Annotated in this window: 15 protein-coding genes; 7 read left to right on the top strand and 8 right to left on the bottom strand. The window is 63.3% G+C overall.

The window, feature by feature from the left end:
• Positions 1 to 3 precede the first annotated feature (3 nt).
• Positions 4 to 582, bottom strand: a complete 579-nt coding sequence (rsxA, locus tag FVW59_RS17370) for an electron transport complex subunit RsxA (protein WP_148065631.1) — start codon at positions 580 to 582, stop codon at positions 4 to 6.
• A gap of 130 nt (positions 583 to 712) precedes the next feature.
• Complete coding sequence (gene metG / locus FVW59_RS17365) at positions 713 to 2,779, bottom strand: methionine--tRNA ligase (RefSeq protein WP_148065630.1); 2,067 nt, start codon at positions 2,777 to 2,779, stop codon at positions 713 to 715.
• Between the two features lie 202 nt (positions 2,780 to 2,981).
• Here metG and apbC point away from each other — a divergent pair, with 202 nt between their 5' ends.
• Both apbC and dcd read left to right on the top strand, forming a co-directional pair.
• A complete protein-coding gene (gene apbC, locus FVW59_RS17360; RefSeq protein ID WP_148065629.1) occupies positions 2,982 to 3,800 on the top strand; it encodes an iron-sulfur cluster carrier protein ApbC in 819 nt (272 codons plus the stop codon).
• Between the two features lie 18 nt (positions 3,801 to 3,818).
• Positions 3,819 to 4,385, top strand: a complete 567-nt coding sequence (dcd, locus tag FVW59_RS17355) for a dCTP deaminase (RefSeq protein ID WP_148065628.1) — start codon at positions 3,819 to 3,821, stop codon at positions 4,383 to 4,385.
• Positions 4,386 to 4,424: 39 nt separating this feature from the next.
• Here the strand turns inward: dcd and FVW59_RS17350 are convergent, their stop codons facing one another.
• The 3 genes from FVW59_RS17350 to purM are packed head-to-tail and all read right to left on the bottom strand — an operon-like array spanning position 4,425 to position 6,875.
• Positions 4,425 to 5,213: a DUF3108 domain-containing protein gene (locus FVW59_RS17350; protein ID WP_148065627.1), complete on the bottom strand. Its 789-nt coding sequence runs from the start codon at positions 5,211 to 5,213 to the stop codon at positions 4,425 to 4,427.
• Positions 5,149 to 5,835, bottom strand: a complete 687-nt coding sequence (gene purN, locus FVW59_RS17345) for a phosphoribosylglycinamide formyltransferase (RefSeq protein ID WP_148065626.1) — start codon at positions 5,833 to 5,835, stop codon at positions 5,149 to 5,151. Before purN ends, FVW59_RS17350 begins: the two co-directional genes overlap by 65 nt.
• Positions 5,832 to 6,875, bottom strand: a complete 1,044-nt coding sequence (gene purM, locus FVW59_RS17340; protein WP_148065625.1) for a phosphoribosylformylglycinamidine cyclo-ligase — start codon at positions 6,873 to 6,875, stop codon at positions 5,832 to 5,834. Before purM ends, purN begins: the two co-directional genes overlap by 4 nt.
• 187 nt (positions 6,876 to 7,062) lie before the next feature.
• On the opposite strand from purM, the gene FVW59_RS17335 reads away from it, so the two are divergent.
• The 4 genes from FVW59_RS17335 (at position 7,063) to FVW59_RS17320 (ending at position 11,090) form a co-directional block, all read left to right on the top strand.
• On the top strand, positions 7,063 to 8,124 hold the full coding sequence (locus tag FVW59_RS17335; RefSeq protein WP_187275954.1) for a DUF2066 domain-containing protein: 1,062 nt from the start codon (positions 7,063 to 7,065) through the stop codon (positions 8,122 to 8,124).
• Positions 8,121 to 9,191, top strand: a complete 1,071-nt coding sequence (locus tag FVW59_RS17330; protein WP_148065623.1) for an AI-2E family transporter — start codon at positions 8,121 to 8,123, stop codon at positions 9,189 to 9,191. The genes FVW59_RS17335 and FVW59_RS17330 overlap by 4 nt, the downstream gene beginning before the upstream one ends.
• 2 nt (positions 9,192 to 9,193) lie before the next feature.
• Positions 9,194 to 9,901 carry a DnaA regulatory inactivator Hda gene (gene hda / locus FVW59_RS17325; protein ID WP_246139785.1) on the top strand — a complete coding sequence of 236 codons (708 nt, stop codon included), beginning with the start codon at positions 9,194 to 9,196 and terminating at the stop codon, positions 9,899 to 9,901.
• A 166-nt stretch (positions 9,902 to 10,067) separates the two neighbouring features.
• Positions 10,068 to 11,090 (top strand): OmpA family protein, encoded by a 1,023-nt coding sequence (locus FVW59_RS17320; protein ID WP_148065621.1) that lies wholly within the window; start codon positions 10,068 to 10,070, stop codon positions 11,088 to 11,090.
• A gap of 7 nt (positions 11,091 to 11,097) precedes the next feature.
• Here FVW59_RS17320 and FVW59_RS17315 read toward each other — a convergent pair whose 3' ends face one another.
• The 3 genes from FVW59_RS17315 to FVW59_RS17305 are packed head-to-tail and all read right to left on the bottom strand — an operon-like array spanning position 11,098 to position 13,498.
• Positions 11,098 to 11,880, bottom strand: coding sequence for an amidohydrolase (locus tag FVW59_RS17315; protein ID WP_148065620.1), 783 nt, complete (start codon positions 11,878 to 11,880; stop codon positions 11,098 to 11,100).
• Positions 11,868 to 13,013 carry a methionine aminotransferase gene (locus FVW59_RS17310; RefSeq protein WP_148065619.1) on the bottom strand — a complete coding sequence of 382 codons (1,146 nt, stop codon included), beginning with the start codon at positions 13,011 to 13,013 and terminating at the stop codon, positions 11,868 to 11,870. Before FVW59_RS17310 ends, FVW59_RS17315 begins: the two co-directional genes overlap by 13 nt.
• Positions 13,014 to 13,048: 35 nt before the next feature.
• On the bottom strand, positions 13,049 to 13,498 hold the full coding sequence (locus tag FVW59_RS17305; RefSeq protein ID WP_246139784.1) for an Lrp/AsnC family transcriptional regulator: 450 nt from the start codon (positions 13,496 to 13,498) through the stop codon (positions 13,049 to 13,051).
• Positions 13,499 to 13,650: 152 nt separating this feature from the next.
• Here FVW59_RS17305 and FVW59_RS17300 point away from each other — a divergent pair, with 152 nt between their 5' ends.
• Positions 13,651 to 17,151 carry an indolepyruvate ferredoxin oxidoreductase family protein gene (locus tag FVW59_RS17300; RefSeq protein ID WP_148065617.1) on the top strand — a complete coding sequence of 1,167 codons (3,501 nt, stop codon included), beginning with the start codon at positions 13,651 to 13,653 and terminating at the stop codon, positions 17,149 to 17,151.
• Positions 17,152 to 17,181: the final 30 nt, after the last annotated feature.

The following is a 17,181-nucleotide window of genomic DNA, read 5'->3' as shown; positions in this document are numbered from 1 at the left end:
TCCCTACACCAGCCCGGCAAAGCCCATAAAGGCCAGCGACATCAGGCCGGCGGTGACCATGCCGATGGCGGCGCCCTTGAAGGGCACCGGCACATCCGCCACTGCCAGTCGCTCGCGCATGGCGGCGAACAGCACCAGTACCAGGGAGAAGCCCACGGCGGCGCCGAAGCCATAGAAAAGCGACTGCAGGAAGTTGTGTTCTTTATTGATGTTGAGCAGGGCCACGCCCAGCACCGCGCAGTTGGTGGTGATCAGGGGCAGATAGACGCCGAGCACACGGTGCAGCAGGGGGCTGGACTTGCGCACCACCATCTCGGTGAACTGCACCACTACGGCAATGACCAGAATAAAGGAGATGGTGCGCAGGTATTCCAGCCCGAGGGGGGCGAGCAGGTAGTTGAATACGAGGTAGCTGCACACGGACGCGAGTGTCAGTACGAAGGTGGTGGCCGCCGACATACCCATGGCGGTTTCCAGTTTGTTGGATACACCCATGAAGGGGCACAGTCCCAGAAACTGTACCAGCACGAAATTGTTGACCAGGATGGCCCCGATCAACAGGATGGAATAGTCAGCCAACATTGTTTGAGTGATCGTCTGCAGCGCTCAGGCGGCGAATTTCTGTCCGTTTCAGTCAAGCGGCTAATGGTAAGTAGTTACAGCGGGACAGACAACTTGCGATTTGTCATAAGCTCATAACGTCGCCGCTGGTTTATTTAACTTGCATACCCGGGCTGGCACCGCTGTCGGGGGTGAGGAGGAAAATCTCCTCGCCGCCGGGGCCCGCCGCCAGCACCATGCCCTCGCTCAGGCCAAAGCGCATCTTGCGCGGGGCCAGGTTGGCCACCATCACCGTGAGGCGGCCGACCAGGTCCTCCGGCGCATAGGCCGCCTTGATGCCGGCGAATACCTGGCGCTGCTCCTCGCCGAGGCTGAGGGTCAGGCGCAGCAGCTTGTCGGCGCCTTCCACATGATCTGCCGCGATAATTTCCGCCACCCGCAGGTCCACCCTGGCGAAGTCTTCGAAGGCAATGGTGTCCGCGGCCGCCTGCTCTGGCCCTGCTTTGGCCTTGCCGGAATCCGGCTTGCCGCTGGCGGCGGTCTTGCCGGCCGCGTTGGCGGTGGCCGGCGCTTCTTCCCGGCTGGCCTCCAGCATGGCCTCGATCTGTTTGGGGTCAATGCGGGTGATCAGGGGCTGGAATTTCTCCAGCTGATGGCCGGTCAGCGGGGCGGACAGGGCGGTCCAGTCCAGCGAGGTATTGAGGAAGGCCTCTGCTTTCTCCGCCATCGCCGGCAGCACCGGCTTCAGGTAGGTCATCAGCACCCGGAACAGGTTGATGCCGACGCTGCATACCGCGTGGACTTCCGCCTCGCTGCCTGCCTGTTTCGCCAGCACCCAGGGCTTTTTCTCGTCGATGTACTGGTTGGCGCGATCGGCCAGGGCTACGATCTCGCGGATGGCCTTGTTGAACTCACGGCCTTCGTAGAGGGCGGCGATACCGTCGCCGGCGTCGATAAAGTCCTGTACCAGTGTCGCTTCAGCGCAGTCAGCAGTGAGGGTGTTGTCGAATCCCTTGTTCAGAAAGCCGGCGCAGCGGCTGGCGATATTGACTACCTTGCCCACCACGTCGGCATTCACTCGCTGCACAAAATCCTCGAGGTTCAGGTCGATGTCGTCGACTGAGGCGGCGAGTTTGGCGGCAAAGTAGTAACGCAGGTACTCGGCATCCAGGTGCGCGAGATAGGTGCTGGCCTTGATAAAGGTGCCCCGGCTCTTGGACATTTTGGTGCCGTTCACCGTCAGGAAGCCGTGGGCGTAAATCGCGGTGGGCGTGCGCAACTCGGCAGAGTGCAGCATGGCCGGCCAGAACAGGCCGTGGAAATTGATGATGTCCTTGCCGATGAAATGATAGAGCTCCGCCTGCGAGTCCTTCTGCCAGTAGCTGTCGAAGTCGATGCCGGCACGCTCGCAGTAGTTCTGAAAGCTCGCCATATAGCCGATCGGAGCGTCCAGCCACACGTAGAAGTACTTGCCCGGCGCGTCGGGAATCTCGAAGCCGAAGTAGGGGGCATCGCGACTGATATCCCATTCCTGCAGGCCGGCGTCCAGCCACTCGCGCAGTTTGTTGGCGATCTGCGGCTGCAGGGTGCCGGAGCCGGTCCAGGTCTTCAGCATGTCGGCAAAGGCCGGCAGGGTGAAGAAGTAGTGCTCGCTTTCCTTTTCAATCGGCGTCGCACCGGACAGGGCTGAAACCGGGTCGATCAGCTCCGCGGGGGTGTAGGTGGCACCGCAGGCCTCGCAGTTGTCACCGTACTGGTCGGCAGTCTTGCACTTGGGGCAGGTGCCCTTGATAAAGCGGTCTGCCAGAAACAGTTCCTTCTCCGGGTCGAAGGCCTGGGTGATGGCGCGGGTGGCAATGTGGCCGTTGGCGCGCAGGCGCCGGTAGATTTCCTCGCTCCAGGCGCGGTTCTCCGGCGAATGCGTACTGTAGTAATTGTCGAAACCGATCAGGAAGCCGGCGGTGTCGCGCTCGTGCTCTTCCTGTACTCGCTTGATCTGCTCTTCGGGGGTGATGCCGAGCTTCTCGGCCGTGAGCATGATCGCAGTGCCGTGGGCATCGTCGGCGCAGACGTAGTGGCAGCGGTGGCCGCGGGACTTCTGGAAGCGCACCCAGATATCGGTCTGCACCATCTCCAGCAGGTGGCCCAGGTGGAGTGAGCCGTTGGCGTAGGGGAGGGCGCTGGTGACCAGGATGTCGCGGGTGCTGTGCTCAGCCATTGTCTGCCTGTCTGTCCGGTGCAAAAAAGGGGCGCTACTATAGCGGTTTTGCCGGGCCATTTCACCCGCTGGAGCCAGTATTGGCGCGGCTTTCGGCCCTCTTCCCCGGCGGGCGCCATTGTTGATGCGCAGGCGGGCGCGTATACTGCCGCCCTTTGCCCAAGCGGCCCTTTTCAGCGGCTGCCAGCGGATGCCCATACCCATGAACCAGATCAAGCATATAGTCGCCGTCGCCTCCGGCAAGGGGGGGGTTGGCAAGTCCACCACCGCGGTAAACCTGGCCCTGGCCCTGCGCGCAGACGGCGCGGAAGTGGGGCTGCTGGATGCCGACATCTATGGCCCGAGTCAGCAGCGCATGCTCGGTCTGGCCGAGGGCACCCGCCCCGAGCAGGCCGACGGCGAACGCCTGCTGCCGGTACTGGCCCACGGCCTGAAGACCATGTCCATGGGCTATCTGGCCGGTGAGCGCACGCCGATGGTGTGGCGCGGCCCGATGGCCGGTTCCGCCCTGGCCCAGATGCTGGAGCAGACCGCCTGGGGCGAACTGGACTACCTGATTATCGACATGCCGCCGGGTACCGGCGATATCCAGCTGACCCTCTCGCAAAAGGCCACGGTGGCCGGCGCGGTGATCGTCACCACGCCCCAGGACATCGCCCTGCTGGATGCCCGCAAGGGTATCGAGATGTTCCGCAAGGTGGACGTGCCGATCCTCGGCATCATCGAGAATATGGCGGTGCACGTGTGCAGCCAGTGCGGCCACAGCGAGCACGTGTTTGGCGCGGAAGGTGGCCGCCGGGTGGCGGCGGACTACGGTGTGCCACTGCTGGCCAGCCTGCCGCTGGCCCTGTCCATTCGCGAGCAGACCGATGCCGGCCGGCCGACCGTGGTGTCGCACCCCGATTCGCCAGAGGCGGCTGCCTATATCGGCGCCGCTCGCGCCATTGCCGCCACTCTGGCGGCCCAGGCCGACGGCGGCGGGGTGCAGCAGTTCCCCAATATCAGCATCAGCGACGACTGACACAGGAGTAGAGCACGCGTGAGTATCAAGTCAGACAAGTGGATCCGTCGCATGGCCGAGGGCGCCGGCATGATCGAGCCCTTTGCGCCGGGCCAGGTGCGGGAGGACGGCGATCGCCGCCTGATTTCCTATGGCACCTCCAGCTACGGCTACGACGTGCGCTGTTCCAACCAGTTCAAGGTTTTCACCAATATCAATTCCGCCACCGTGGACCCCAAGCATTTTGACGAGCAGAGCTTCGTCGATGTGGAGGGGGATGTGTGCGTGATTCCGCCAAACTCCTTCGCCCTGGCCAGCACCGTGGAATACTTCCGTATCCCGCGCAATGTGCTGACCATTTGCCTCGGCAAGTCCACCTATGCCCGCTGCGGCATTATCGTCAACGTGACGCCACTGGAGCCGGAGTGGGAGGGCCATGTGACCCTTGAGTTTTCCAACACCACCACCCTGCCGGCGAAGATCTACGCCAATGAGGGCGTGGCGCAGATGCTGTTTTTCGAATCCGATGAAGTCTGTGAAACCAGCTACAAGGACCGCGGCGGCAAGTATCAGGGCCAGCGCGGAGTGACCCTGCCCAAGGCCTGATGTTGCCGGGGCGCAGTGCTGCGCCCCTTTGCCCCATCGTTATTCGTCGCCGGTAGCGACCGGTACGCCGTCGATACTGGCCTTGGTCAGCAGGACTTCAACCGGCCTGTCGTCCTCGACGTGTACGGTTTTCACCATCAGGTAGTCCCAGTCCGGCGCCACCCAGATTTCCGAGGTGCGATCCGGGTCGTCGTGCAGGCGCGCAAAATGCAGGGTTTTCACCGGCCCGAGGGCGGTTTCTACCATTTCCTCGCCGACAAATTCGATGTTGTAGTCCTTGATCTTGCGGCCGTCCGCTACAGTGATGACCAGATCATCCCGCGGGTTGGGGTCGCTCAGCATCAGCAGGCGAAGATGTTCCTGCTGGCTCAGGCGGTCGAGGGTGCCGGGTTTGTTGGGCAGTTCGTACCACTCGCCCTTGTACAGGCTGCGCAGGGTGTCGGCGCCGGGGGTGATGTGCACTTCGCGGCGGCGGTTGATCAGCCCTGTTCCCTGGTAGACATAGGATTTGGGGATGACCTCGCCATCGCGCACGCTGAAAACGGCCACTTCGTGGAAGCCCGCAACCAGAATTTTGCCGCCATTGGTGAGGGTGTAGCCGCCATCGCCGTCACTTTTCAGTTCCCGGTGCAGGGTGAGGTGCATGCCCAGGGCGCTGGTGTTGTACTCGGCAGTGTAGGGGCGCAGATTGTCCACGGCAGATGCCAGCAGCGGCGCCAGGCCGAAAAAGACCCCTGCCAGCAGTGCGATGCCCCGGGCCAGGCTACGTTGCGGCCCTGTCGAGGTCCGGTTGGTAGGTGAGGCCGGTATCCGGTAATCGCTTGCCATCGAGAAACGCTCCTTGCTCGCTTAGCGTCAGCCGCCCCTGCACAAACCAGCGGGCGGCCAGCGGATAGATTTTGTGTTCCTCAACAATCACTCGCGCCGCCAGGCTGTCTGCGCTGTCGCCCGGCTGTACGGGCACCCGCGCCTGCAGCACCGGTGGGCCGCCGTCCAGTTCCTCGGTGACGAAATGCACCGTCACTCCGGCTTCGCTGTCGCCGGCGTCCAGGGCGCGCTGGTGGGTGTTGAGGCCCGGGTACTTGGGCAGCAGGGACGGGTGAATGTTCAACAGCTGCCCCCGGAAAGCGGTAATAAACACAGAAGTCAGGATGCGCATGAAGCCGGCCAGTATCACCAGTTCAGCGCCGGCCTGGCGCAGCCGGGCCACCATGGCGGCGTCAAAATCTTCCCGCCTGGCGTAGTCACGGTGGTTGATCACTGCGGTATCGATGCCGGCTTCCCGGGCTCTTTCCAGGCCGGCTGCATCGGGATTATTGCTGAGCACCAGGGCGATCCTGGCATCCAGTTGGCCGGCTGCGACAGCCTCGATAAAAGCGACCATATTGGAGCCGCGGCCAGAGATCAGGATGGCGATGGGAAGGGGGGTGCGAGGGGCTTCGTGACTCATGCCTCGCCGAGCTCAACGCCGTGCTCGCCCTGCTCGATACGACCGATCTGCCAGGCATTCAGGCCGCTGTCGGCCAGGGCTGCCAGGGTCTTGTCGAGCTCTGTCGGTGCCACGCAGAGCACCATGCCCACGCCGCAGTTGAAGGTGCGGTACATCTCCCGGGTCTGCACGTTGCCCTGTTGCTGCAGCCAGTGGAATACCTCCGGCCACTGCCAGCTGGTGGTGTCGATGTGCGCGCGGCAGTTCTCCGGCAGAACGCGGGGCAGGTTTTCCAGCAGGCCGCCACCGGTAATGTGGGACAGTGCCTTTACCTCCACCTGCTTGAACAGGGCGAGCAGCGGCTTCACGTAGATGGTGGTGGGTTCCAGCAGGGCGCGGCCGAGGGTGGTGTCCCCCAGCGGCTGTTGCAGGTCTGCGCCGCTGACCTCGATAATCTTGCGAATCAGGGAGTAGCCGTTGGAGTGGGGTCCGGAACTGGCGATACCGACCAGCGCGTCGCCGGCGGTGACCTTGCTGCCGTCGATGATCTCGTCCTTTTCCACCACACCGACGCAGAAGCCGGCAAGGTCGTAGTCCTCGCCCTCATACATGCCGGGCATTTCGGCGGTCTCGCCGCCCACCAGGGCACAGCCGGCCAGCTCGCAGCCGCGGCCGATACCGGTGACCACATCCACCGCGGTATCCACATTCAGGGCGCCGGTGGCGTAGTAGTCGAGGAACAGCAGGGGCTCGGCGCCGGCGACCACCAGGTCGTTGACGCACATGGCTACCAGATCGATGCCGATGGTGTCGTGAATGCCGAGATCCATGGCCAGGCGCAGTTTGGTGCCGACGCCGTCGGTGCCGGACACCAGCACCGGCTGGCGATAGCCCGCAGGCAGTTCGCAGAGGGCACCGAAGCCACCCAGGCCGCCGAGCACCTCGGGACGGGCGGTGCGCCTGGAGACGCTTTTGATACGCTCGACCAGTGCATTGCCAGCGTCGATATTGACGCCGGCGTCCTGGTAGCTGAGGGAGGGCGCGCCCTTGTCTGTGCTCATTTGGTACGGGTCCGGTATTGGGGATCTGGAGGGCCCGCTATTCTAGCGGTATTGCCCGGGTGATACACCCCGCAGGCGCAATTGTTCACACAAGTGCCGCCGTTGCGGGGCGGAGTGTCGATAGCGGCTTCAGTTGTTATCCGGGGCTGCTACAATGCTGGCCTTGCCGAATTGTCCGGGGGAGTCTGTGATCAATCTGTTGCTGCGCCGAGGCGCCCTGCTGCTACTGGGTTTTGTCCTGGTGGTGCCCCTCGGCGCCCGGGCCGAGGTGGTAAAGGATCTCTACACCGGGCAGGCGCCGGTGACTGATCGCAGCCAGGAGGAACTGGCGCGGGCGGCGCGGGAGGCCCTTTCCCAGGTGCTGGTCAAAGTCTCCGGCAGCACCGAGGTTCTGAGCTTGCCGGGTATCCCCGCTGCCCTCAGGGGCGCTGTGTCCCAGGCCCAGCAGTTCTCCTATGCGCGCACTGACAACCCCGAAGAGCCCCTGGCAGCCCGCTTTGAGTTCAGCCAGCGCTGGGTGTCCGGCCTGCTGAGCGAGGCCGGTGCTCCACTGTGGACCGCCAACCGGCCATCGGTGCTGCTATGGCTGGTACAGGACTCCCCCGAGGGGCGCCAGTTCGTGAACCGCGAAACGGCACCGGACCTGGTGCGCCAGCTGGAGGCGGATTTCCGCGCCCGCGGCGTGCCTTTGCGCTTCCCCCTGTTTGACCTGGCCGATGCCGCAGCCCTGTCGCCGCAGCAGGCCTGGTCACTGGGAGAGGTGGCGCTGCGCCAGGCCTCGTCGCGCTATCGCAGTGACGACATCCTGGCGGGGCGCCTGAGTGAACTGTCCGGCGGCCAGTGGCTCGGGGACTGGGCGTATTTCTCGGATCAGGACCGCCTGGATCGCAGCGCATCCCCGGAATCCCGGGAAGCCTTTCTCAGTGCCGGCGCGGCTCTGGTCGCGGAGACCATGGCCGCCCGCTACGCGGTCGCCGCCGGTACCGCGCCCGCTTCCGGTACGGCCATGACCGTGAGCAACGTCCGCAGCTACGCCGACTACGCCGCGATCGTATCCTGGCTGGAAGGGCTGGAACCGGTGGAGCAGGCCAGGGTCGAGCATATTGGCGGTGACCGCCTGCAACTTCGCCTCAGTGCCCAGGCCGATGCCAGCCAGCTGGCCTCCCTTATCCAGTTGAACAAGCGCCTGGTGCCGGCGGCGGCTCCGGGCGCGACAGGTGAGTTGAGGTACCAGTGGCAGAGTCGATGACAGGCGGTCCCCTCGGGCCACGGCGCTGGCCCTGGCTGCTGGCTGTCCTCGTCGCGCTGGGGCTGGCTTTCTATCTATTACAGCCCATTCTGCTGCCCTTTGTGCTCGGTGCGCTGATCGGCTACCTCGGCGACCCCCTGGTGGATATGCTGGAGCGGCGCGGCATGGGGCGCGGGTTGGGAGTGTCGGTGGTGTTCCTGATATTCACCGTCCTGCTGGCAATCGCCCTGCTGATTGCCATTCCGGCGTTGGTCCACCAGGTGGACGCCCTGGTGCGCAAAATACCGGACATCTACCGCTGGATCACCGACACCCTTCTGCCCTGGTTGCAGGCCCGCTTCAGTGTGCCGGTATCCGCCCTGCCCGAGATCGACTGGACCTCGCGCCTGGCCGAGAACTGGCAGTCCCTGGGCAAGGCGACAGCCTCCACCCTGCGCGGTATTACCGGCTCGGGCGCCGGTCTCCTGGCCGGGTTGTTCAATCTCGCCCTGGTGCCGGTAGTGGCCTTTTACCTGATGCGCGACTGGGACATCCTGATGGGCAAGATCCTGCGCATGGTGCCAAAGGCCTGGCAGGAGAACACCTCGTTGATGGTCGGGCAGGCCGACGAAGTGCTCGGCGCCTTTATTCGCGGCCAGTTGCTGGTGATGCTGGCGCTGGGGGTGATTTACAGCCTCGGCCTCAGTATTGTCGGTGTGCAGCTGGCCCTGGTGCTGGGCATGGTGGCGGGGCTGGCCAGTATCGTGCCCTACCTGGGCTTTATCGTCGGTATCGTCAGCAGCCTGCTGGTGGCCTGGTTCCAGTTCCACGAGCTGAGCGCGCTGCTGCTGGTGGCGCTGGTGTTCGGCATTGGCCAAGTGCTGGAGTCGGTGGTGTTGACGCCCATCCTTGTGGGGGATCGCATTGGCCTGCACCCGGTGGCGGTGATTTTCGCCCTGATGGCCGGTGGCCAGATTGCCGGTTTTGTCGGCGTGCTGGTGGCACTGCCGGTGTCGGCGGTGATCATGGTCTTCCTGAGGCACGCGGTGGCGCACTATCGCGCCAGCGATCTCTACACCGGAGAATGAGCGTGTCGAGTGCAGCGCCCGGCGGGCATCAGCTCGCCCTCAATGTCCACCTGCGCGACGACGCCACTCTGGACAATTTTCTCGCCACTGAGTCAGTGGCGCCCTTGCTACCCCAGTTGCGCCAGCAACTGGAGCCCTGTGGCGAGCCGGTGATCTTTCTGCACGGGGCTGGCGGCAGTGGCAAATCCCATTTGCTACAGGCCAGCTGCCACCTGGCCGGTGAAGGCGCTCTCTACCTGCCGCTGGCGGAGTTGCTGGATCACCCGCCGGATGCAGTGCTGGCGGACATGGAAAACCTTGCCCTGGTGTGCCTGGATGACTTGCAGGCCGTCGCCGGCGACGAAACCTGGGAGCAGGCTCTGTTCCACTTTTTCAATCGCGCCCGGGCCGCAGGCTGCCGCCTGCTGCTGGCAGCGGATGCGGCGCCGAGGCATTTGGCAGTCCAATTGGCCGATTTGCGTTCGCGTCTGGGGTGGGGGATCGTATATCATCTGCCAGACAGTGATGATGAGCACAAATGCCGGGTGCTGGCTTTTCGGGCCGGGCGCCGGGGGTTGCAGTTGCCGCCGGAAGTGGCCCGTTTCATTGTCGTCAGGGCGCCGCGGGCACTGCCGGAGCTGCTGGACATACTCGCCTTGCTCGACCGTCACTCCCTGGCGGAGCAGCGGGCGCTGACTGTGCCCTTCGTAAAACGGGTGCTGGACTGGTAGCCGGTGGCGCTATCTGGGAGTTATTCCCGGGAAATGCGCAAATATCACCGTAAAAATTCCACCCCAACTTTATTAGAAAGTTCAAAAATCACTGCTATATTGAAGTGACGTAGGGTCGCGCGACTAGGCTCGGGCGTGCGTATTTTTGATCAGGAGATGTGTAACAATGAAAAAACGAATTCTTTCCCTTGCAGCCGGCGCAGCGCTGGCTTCGGTACTGGCGGTCCCCGCATCCGCAGATGTGCCCATTACAATCAACGGGGGGATCGGTCAGTGGTATTTCGATAGAGACCGGGACATCGACGACACCGCAACGCCCTGGGTGAGCCTGGAGTACGCCTTTGACGACAACTGGGCGGCCGAGATCTTCTACGCAGAAGATGAAAGCAACACTAACGGTGTCGACATCGACGTCGCCACCTGGCAGCTGGACATGCTGTACTACGGTGGCAGCTACATCGGTGGCGGCAACCGCGTGCGTCCCTACCTGGCCTTCGGTGGTGGTGAAATCGATTTCGAGGCCGATAACGGTATCGATTCCGTGGAAACCGTACTGAACGCCGGCGCCGGTGTCCGCTACATGCTGACCTCCCGCTTCGGCGCCCGCCTCGAAGCCCGCCTGGTGCACAGCCTGGACGAGAGCCACAACGACGTGCTGCTCACCGCTGGCCTGAACTACTACTTCGGTAAAGTGAAGGAAGATTCGCCCCCGCCGCCACCCCCGGCGCCGGTGGATTCCGACGGTGACGGCGTTACCGATGACAAGGACCAGTGCCCCGGCACTCCCCCCGGCACCCGCGTTGATGCCAACGGCTGTCCGCTGCCGGTTGAGCGCGTAGCCTCCATCAAGCTGAAGGTGAATTTCGACTTCGACTCCAGCAAGGTGAAGGAGCAGTACTTCAACGATATCGGCGAGCTGGCCAACTTCCTCAAACGCTTCGACGATGTTGACGTGCAACTGGAAGGTCACACCGACAGCGTTGGTCCGGACGACTACAACCAGAAGCTCTCCCAGCGCCGTGCTGACGCTGTGAAAGACATGCTGGTTAACCAGTACGGTATTGCCGCCAGCCGCATCAAGCCGGTTGGTTACGGTGAAGCCCAGCCGGTCGCTACCAACGACACCAAGGAAGGCCGCGCGCAGAACCGCCGCACCATGGCCACCCTGGAAGTCACTTACGAGGAGTAAGTGGCGCTCACCGGGTGGTGATACCCGCCAGCTGGAAGCCGTCGGCATCCAGCTGGCAGGGGAAAGCTTCCCGGTACTTGACCAGAGCGGCACCGTCCAACACAGCGTTGGTGGTGCCGTTTTCATTTTCGGGGTCTGCCAGAATGGCGCCCTGGGCGTCGATAGCGAGGCTGTCGCCGCTGTAGTCGAGCCCCCTGGCATCGCTGCCGATACGATTCACTCCCACCACGCAGGCCTGGTTTTCGATCGCTCGCGCCTGTAGCAGGCTGCGCCAGTGCAAGCGCCGGGTCGCGGGCCAGTTGGCCACGTAGACGGCCAGGTCGTAGTCGCCGGTATTGCGACTGAACACCGGGAAGCGCAGGTCGTAGCAGACCTGCAGCAGTATGCGCCAGCCGCGCCAGCTCACGATAACCCGTTCACTACCCGGTGCGTAGCGCTTGTGCTCGCCCGCCATTCGGAACAGGTGGCGTTTGTCGTAAAAGTCACAGCCCTCCGGGGTCGCGAACAGCATGCGATTGTAGACAGCGTCGCCCGCCTGGACCGCGATAGAGCCGGTGAGAGCGCAGTTGTGCTCGCGGGCCCTGTCCTGCAGCCACTGTTCGGTCGCGCCTCCCGGGGCCTCGGCATTGGCCAGTGCATTCATGGAAAAGCCGGTGGTGAACATCTCCGGCAGCACGATCAGGTCGGTATCGGCGGTGGCTGCGATGATCTCATCGAACTGGCGCCGATTGTCGGCCGGAGCCTCCCAGGCGAGTTCGCACTGGACCAGGCTGACTTTTAAATCCTGCATAGTACCTCCGCGGCCCGCAGCAGCTGCTCGTCCTGCTTGGCAAAGCACAGGCGCAGGAAGTGCTGCTGTGGCGGGGCCTGGTAAAAGATGGAAATGGGGATGCTGGCAACACCGTGTTCCCGGGTCCAGCGCTCGCACAGCTGGTGATCCGGCTCATCGCTGATAGCGCCGTAATCGAGTAACTGGAAGTAGGTGCCGGGGCTCGGGCGCAGGCGGAAACGGGAGGGCGCCAGGGCCCGCTGTAGCAGGTCGCGCTTGGCCTGGTAGAAGGCCGGCAGCGCAGCGGGGTAGGCCGGCTCTGCCGCCATAAAGTCCGCCAGCGCCAGCTGCACCGGCGTGACGCCGACAAAGCAGTTGAACTGGTGCACCTTGCGCAACTCGGCAGTGATCGCAGCGGGGGCCACACAGTAGCCGGTTTTCCAGCCGGTGACGCCGTAGGTCTTGCCGAAGGAATAGACGGCCACACTGCGCGCCCGCAAGGCGGGGTATTGCAGCACGCTGTGGTGTCGGGCGCCGTCGAACACCAGATGCTCGTAGACCTCGTCGCTCACCACCAGCAGGTCGTGTTGCTCTGCCAGTGCCTGCAGGGTTTCCAGGTCGCTGTGGCTGAGCACCGCGCCGGTCGGGTTGTGGGGGCTGTTGATGACGATCATGCGGCTGCGGGGTGACAGGGCACCGGTCACGCGCTCCCAGTCCACGCTGAAGTCTCGGTTGTTTAGCGGAACATGCACCGCGCGACCGCCGGCCAGGCGCACCGCCGGTTCGTAACTGTCGTAGCTCGGGTCCAGCAGGATCACTTCATCGTCGCGGCCCACCAGCGCCATGATGGCGCAGAACAGGCCTTCGGTGGCGCCGGGGACAATGGTGATTTCTTCGGTCGGGTCCGCTGCAACGCCGCGAAAGTTCTGCAATTGCAGGGCGACCTGTTCGCGCAGGGCGGCCTCGCCGATCATCGGCGCATACTGGTTATGGCCCTCCAGTGCGTGCCGGGCCAGGGCCTGACGCAGTCCCTCGGGGGCAGGGAAGTCCGGGAAACCCTGGGACAGATTGATGGCGCCGTGTTCCCGCGCCAGGGCGGACATGCGGGTAAATATGGTGGTGCCGACATCCGGCAGCTTGCTGTGCAGGTTCATGACATCCTGTTCGTGGCGTTGGGCTGGCGCGGGGCTCAGAGCTGGGTATCCAGCGGCAGCTCTGTGCTGTTCTTGATCTCGGTCACCGCCATGTGGGAGTGCAGTTCGCGGATCGCCGGGCTGGCGGTCAGGGTGTTGCGCACGAACTCTTCGTAGTGGCGGATGTCCCGGGTCACGATCTTCAGCATATAGTCCCATATCCCGGTCATGGTGTAACACTCCATGACCTCCGGGTGCCGCACGATATCTTCTTCAAAGCTCATCAGATTCTGGCGTCCGGTGGAGGTGAGGTTGATGGTGGCGAACACCACCACCTCCATGCCCAGGGAGTCCCGGTCGAGCAGCGCCACCCGGCGCTGAATGATGCCCTCCTGCTCCAGCCGGTTGATACGCCGCCAGCACGGGGATTGGGACAGGTTCACCCGCTCGGCGATCTCTCCGGTGCTGAGGGTGGCGTCCCGCTGCAGTAGACGGAGGATGTCCAAATCCTGTTTTGCCAAAGAAGTAGGCATACTATCCTCAAAATAATATTTCAGTGCATATTCTATGCATTCTATGGCCGCTGGAGCCTGTAGATCAAATAACAATTCCTATACTTCTGGGTGACACTATGCCGCAATAAAGAGGTGAGCTGGATATGACTACCCACGGCAACAACGCTGTTCGCAAAGTATCGCTGGACGACAAATACGCGCTGGATACCACTCGCGCCTACATGACGGGTATCGAGGCTCTGGTGCGCCTGCCCATGTTGCAGCACCAGCGTGACCAGCGGCGCGGCCTGAACACCGCGGCGTTCATTTCCGGTTATCGGGGTTCCCCCGTAGGCGGGGTGGACCAGGCCATGTGGCGGGCCAAGCCCTGGCTCGACAAGCACAACGTGGTTTTCCAGCCCGGCATCAATGAGGATCTCGCCGCTACGGCAGTGTGGGGCAGCCAGCAGACCAACCTGTTTCGCGGTGGCAAGTACGATGGCGTGTTTTCCATGTGGTACGGCAAGGGCCCCGGTGTCGACCGCTCCATGGATGTCATCAAGCACGCCAACGCCTTCGGCACCAGCAAATACGGCGGTGTACTGGCGGTGGCCGGCGACGACCACGCCTGTAAATCATCCACCCTGCCGCACCAGAGCGAGCATATGTTCATCGGTGCCTCGGTGCCGGTGCTGAGTCCCGCCAACGTGCAGGAAGTGCTTGACTTGGGCGTATACGGCTGGGAACTGTCGCGCTACTCAGGCTGCTGGGTGGCGCTGAAGGCTATTACCGAGAATATGGATTCGGCCATCTCCGCCGACATCGACCCCAACCGCATTGATATCGTGATTCCCGAGGAGTTCCAGTTGCCCGCGGACGGTGTCCACGCGCGCTGGCCGGACAAGCCGCTGGAGCAGGAACTGCGGCTCAACAAGTACAAGATTTACGCCGCCCGCGAATTCGCCCGGGTCAACGGGCTCAACCGTATCGTGGTGGACAGCCCCAACGCCCGCTTTGGCATCATTACCTCCGGCAAGGCCTACCTCGACGTGATGCAGGCGCTTGAGGACATGGGGATCGACGACAAAGTCGCCGCCCAGATCGGCCTGCGGGTGTACAAGGTGGGCATGCCCTGGCCGCTGGAGCCGCGCACCACCCACGAATTCGCCGAGGGGCTGGAAGAAATCCTGGTGGTGGAAGAGAAGCGCTCCATTATCGAGGACCAACTGACCGGCCAGCTCTACAACTACCCGGTGGCGGCGCGCCCGCGGGTGTTCGGCGAGTTCGACGAGAACGGCAAAGACCTACTGCCCAATCTCGGTGAACTGACCCCCGCGATGGTGGCGCTGGCGATTCACAGCCGCATCAAGCGCTTTTTCAAATCGGAGCTGATGGATCAGCGTGTCGACTGGATCAACCGCAAGGAAGCGTCACTCGCCACGCCGCGGGAGACGATCGAGCGGATGCCCCACTTCTGCTCCGGTTGTCCCCACAACACCTCCACCAAGGTGCCCGAAGGCAGTCGCGCCATGGGCGGTATCGGCTGCCACTACATGGCGACGTGGATGCCGGATCGCGAGACCCACACCTTCACCCAGATGGGCGGCGAAGGGGTGACCTGGATCGGCCAGGCGCCGTTCACCGAGACCAAACACATTTTCCAGAACCTGGGGGATGGTACCTATTTCCACAGCGGCCTGCTGGCAATCCGCGCCGCCGTCGCCGCCGAGGTGAACATCACCTACAAAATCCTCTACAACGACGCGGTGGCCATGACCGGCGGCCAGCCCATCGACGGCCCCCTGAGTGTGGGCGATGTGGTGCGGCAGGTGAGCGCTGAGAACGTGCGCCGCATTGCGCTGGTCAGCGACGCCCCCGATGCCTGGCGCGGCGAGATCTCCGGCATACCGGGCTTCAGCCTGCACCACCGGGACGAGATGGACGCCCTGCAGAAAGAGTTGCGCGACTACAAAGGCACTTCCGTCATCGTCTATGTGCAAACCTGCGCGGCGGAAAAACGCCGTCGCCGCAAGAAAGGCACAATGGTCGACCCGAACAAGCGCCTGTTTATCAACGACGCGGTCTGCGAAGGCTGCGGCGACTGCAGCGTCAAGTCCAACTGCCTGTCGGTGCTGCCGAAAGAGACCGAGTTGGGTCGCAAGCGGCAGATTGACCAGAGCTCATGTAACAAGGACTACAGCTGCGCCAACGGCTTCTGCCCGAGCTTTGTTTCGGTGATCGGCGGCAAGCTGCGCAAGCCAGGCGGTATCGGCGACGACAGCCAGGTGGTGTTCGATCCCCTGCCGGAGCCGCAATTGCCCTCGCTGGATCGCCCCTGGAATACCGTGGTGACCGGGGTAGGCGGTACCGGTGTACTGACAATCACTGCCCTGGTGGCGATGGCCGCCCATATCGAGGGCAAGGGCTGCGCCACCATGAACCAGACCGGCCTGGCACAGAAGTTCGGCGCCGTGGTGAGTCACGTGCGGGTGAGCCAGAACCAGGAAGACATCAAGGCGGTGCGCATTCCCGCCGGCGAGGCGGACCTGCTGCTGGGTTGCGACCTGGTGGTGACCAGCACCTACGAAGCCATGGGCAAGGTCGCCCAGGGCCGCACTCACGCGGTAGTTAACGAAGCGGAAGTGCCGACCTCGGCCTTTATCCTGGATCCGGATGCCAGATTCCCTACCCAGTCCATGAAGGACAAAATCAGTACGGAAGTGGGTGACGACACTCACTTTATCGATTCCACCCGGATTGCCACCCAGTTGCTGGGCGATTCCATTGCCTCCAACCTGTTCCTGCTGGGTTTTGCCTGGCAGCGCGGCACCGTACCGGTATCCGCCGAAGCGCTGGAAGAGGCGATAGAACTGAACGGCGTGGCGGTGTCCTTCAACAAGGCCGCCTTCCTGTGGGGGCGCCGCTGCGCCCACCAGCCGGAGAAGGTCCTGGCCCTGGTGGAACAGCTGGAACCGGCTCCGGTTCCGCGACTGGAATCCGTGGACGAGATTATTGCCGACCGGGTGGCGCGCCTTACCGAGTACCAGGATGCGGCCTATGCCGAGCGCTACCGCAGCCAGGTCGAACGTGTGCGCGCCGCCGACCCGCGCGCGGAGCAGGCCAATTCCATCAGCGTGGCGGTGGCCCGCAATCTGTTCAAGTTGATGGCCTACAAGGACGAGTATGAAGTTGCGCGTCTTTACACGGATGGCAGCTTCCAGAAAAAACTGGCACAGCAATTTGAAGGCGATTACGAGCTGCGCTTCAACATGGCACCGCCCCTGTTCAGCAAACGCGATCCGAATACCGGCCACCTGATCAAACAGGAATTCGGCCCGTGGATGATGAGCGCCTTTGGCTGGCTGGCGAAACTGCGTCGTCTGCGCGGCACTCGCCTGGATATCTTCGGTTACACCGAGGAGCGCAAGCAGGAGCGTCGCGACATCGCAGACTACGAAGAAGTGCTTGAAAGCGTGCTCGGCGCGTTGAACAGCAGCAACTACGAGGTGGCCCTGGAACTGGCGCGCCTGCCGGCCAAGTTGCGCGGCTTTGGTCACGTCAAGGATCGCAACCGCGCGAACCTGGAACCTCGCAAACAACAGCTGCTCGCGCAACTGCGCGGCGAAACCCGTGCCGCGGCGGTGAAAATCGTCGACGCGGCCTGATCTGTAACCCTGACTGAACCCACCGAGGAA

It is taken from the genome of Parahaliea aestuarii (genome assembly GCF_008064635.1).
In the GTDB taxonomy this organism is placed as follows: domain Bacteria; phylum Pseudomonadota; class Gammaproteobacteria; order Pseudomonadales; family Halieaceae; genus Parahaliea; species Parahaliea aestuarii.
Note: the sequence above shows the minus strand (reverse complement) of the source record. Positions and strands in the feature narration are given on the sequence as shown.

Coding starts and splice junctions, on each gene's coding strand:
- FVW59_RS17330 (WP_148065623.1), top strand. CDS start 8,121: ATGACAGGCGGTCCCCTCGGGCCACGGCGCTGGCCCTGGCTGCTGGCT.
- FVW59_RS17320 (WP_148065621.1), top strand. CDS start 10,068: ATGAAAAAACGAATTCTTTCCCTTGCAGCCGGCGCAGCGCTGGCTTCG.
- purN (WP_148065626.1), bottom strand. CDS start 5,835: ATGAGTCACGAAGCCCCTCGCACCCCCCTTCCCATCGCCATCCTGATC.
- rsxA (WP_148065631.1), bottom strand. CDS start 582: ATGTTGGCTGACTATTCCATCCTGTTGATCGGGGCCATCCTGGTCAAC.
- metG (WP_148065630.1), bottom strand. CDS start 2,779: ATGGCTGAGCACAGCACCCGCGACATCCTGGTCACCAGCGCCCTCCCC.
- FVW59_RS17350 (WP_148065627.1), bottom strand. CDS start 5,213: ATGGCAAGCGATTACCGGATACCGGCCTCACCTACCAACCGGACCTCG.
- FVW59_RS17310 (WP_148065619.1), bottom strand. CDS start 13,013: ATGAACCTGCACAGCAAGCTGCCGGATGTCGGCACCACCATATTTACC.
- FVW59_RS17300 (WP_148065617.1), top strand. CDS start 13,651: ATGACTACCCACGGCAACAACGCTGTTCGCAAAGTATCGCTGGACGAC.
- FVW59_RS17315 (WP_148065620.1), bottom strand. CDS start 11,880: ATGCAGGATTTAAAAGTCAGCCTGGTCCAGTGCGAACTCGCCTGGGAG.
- apbC (WP_148065629.1), top strand. CDS start 2,982: ATGAACCAGATCAAGCATATAGTCGCCGTCGCCTCCGGCAAGGGGGGG.
- purM (WP_148065625.1), bottom strand. CDS start 6,875: ATGAGCACAGACAAGGGCGCGCCCTCCCTCAGCTACCAGGACGCCGGC.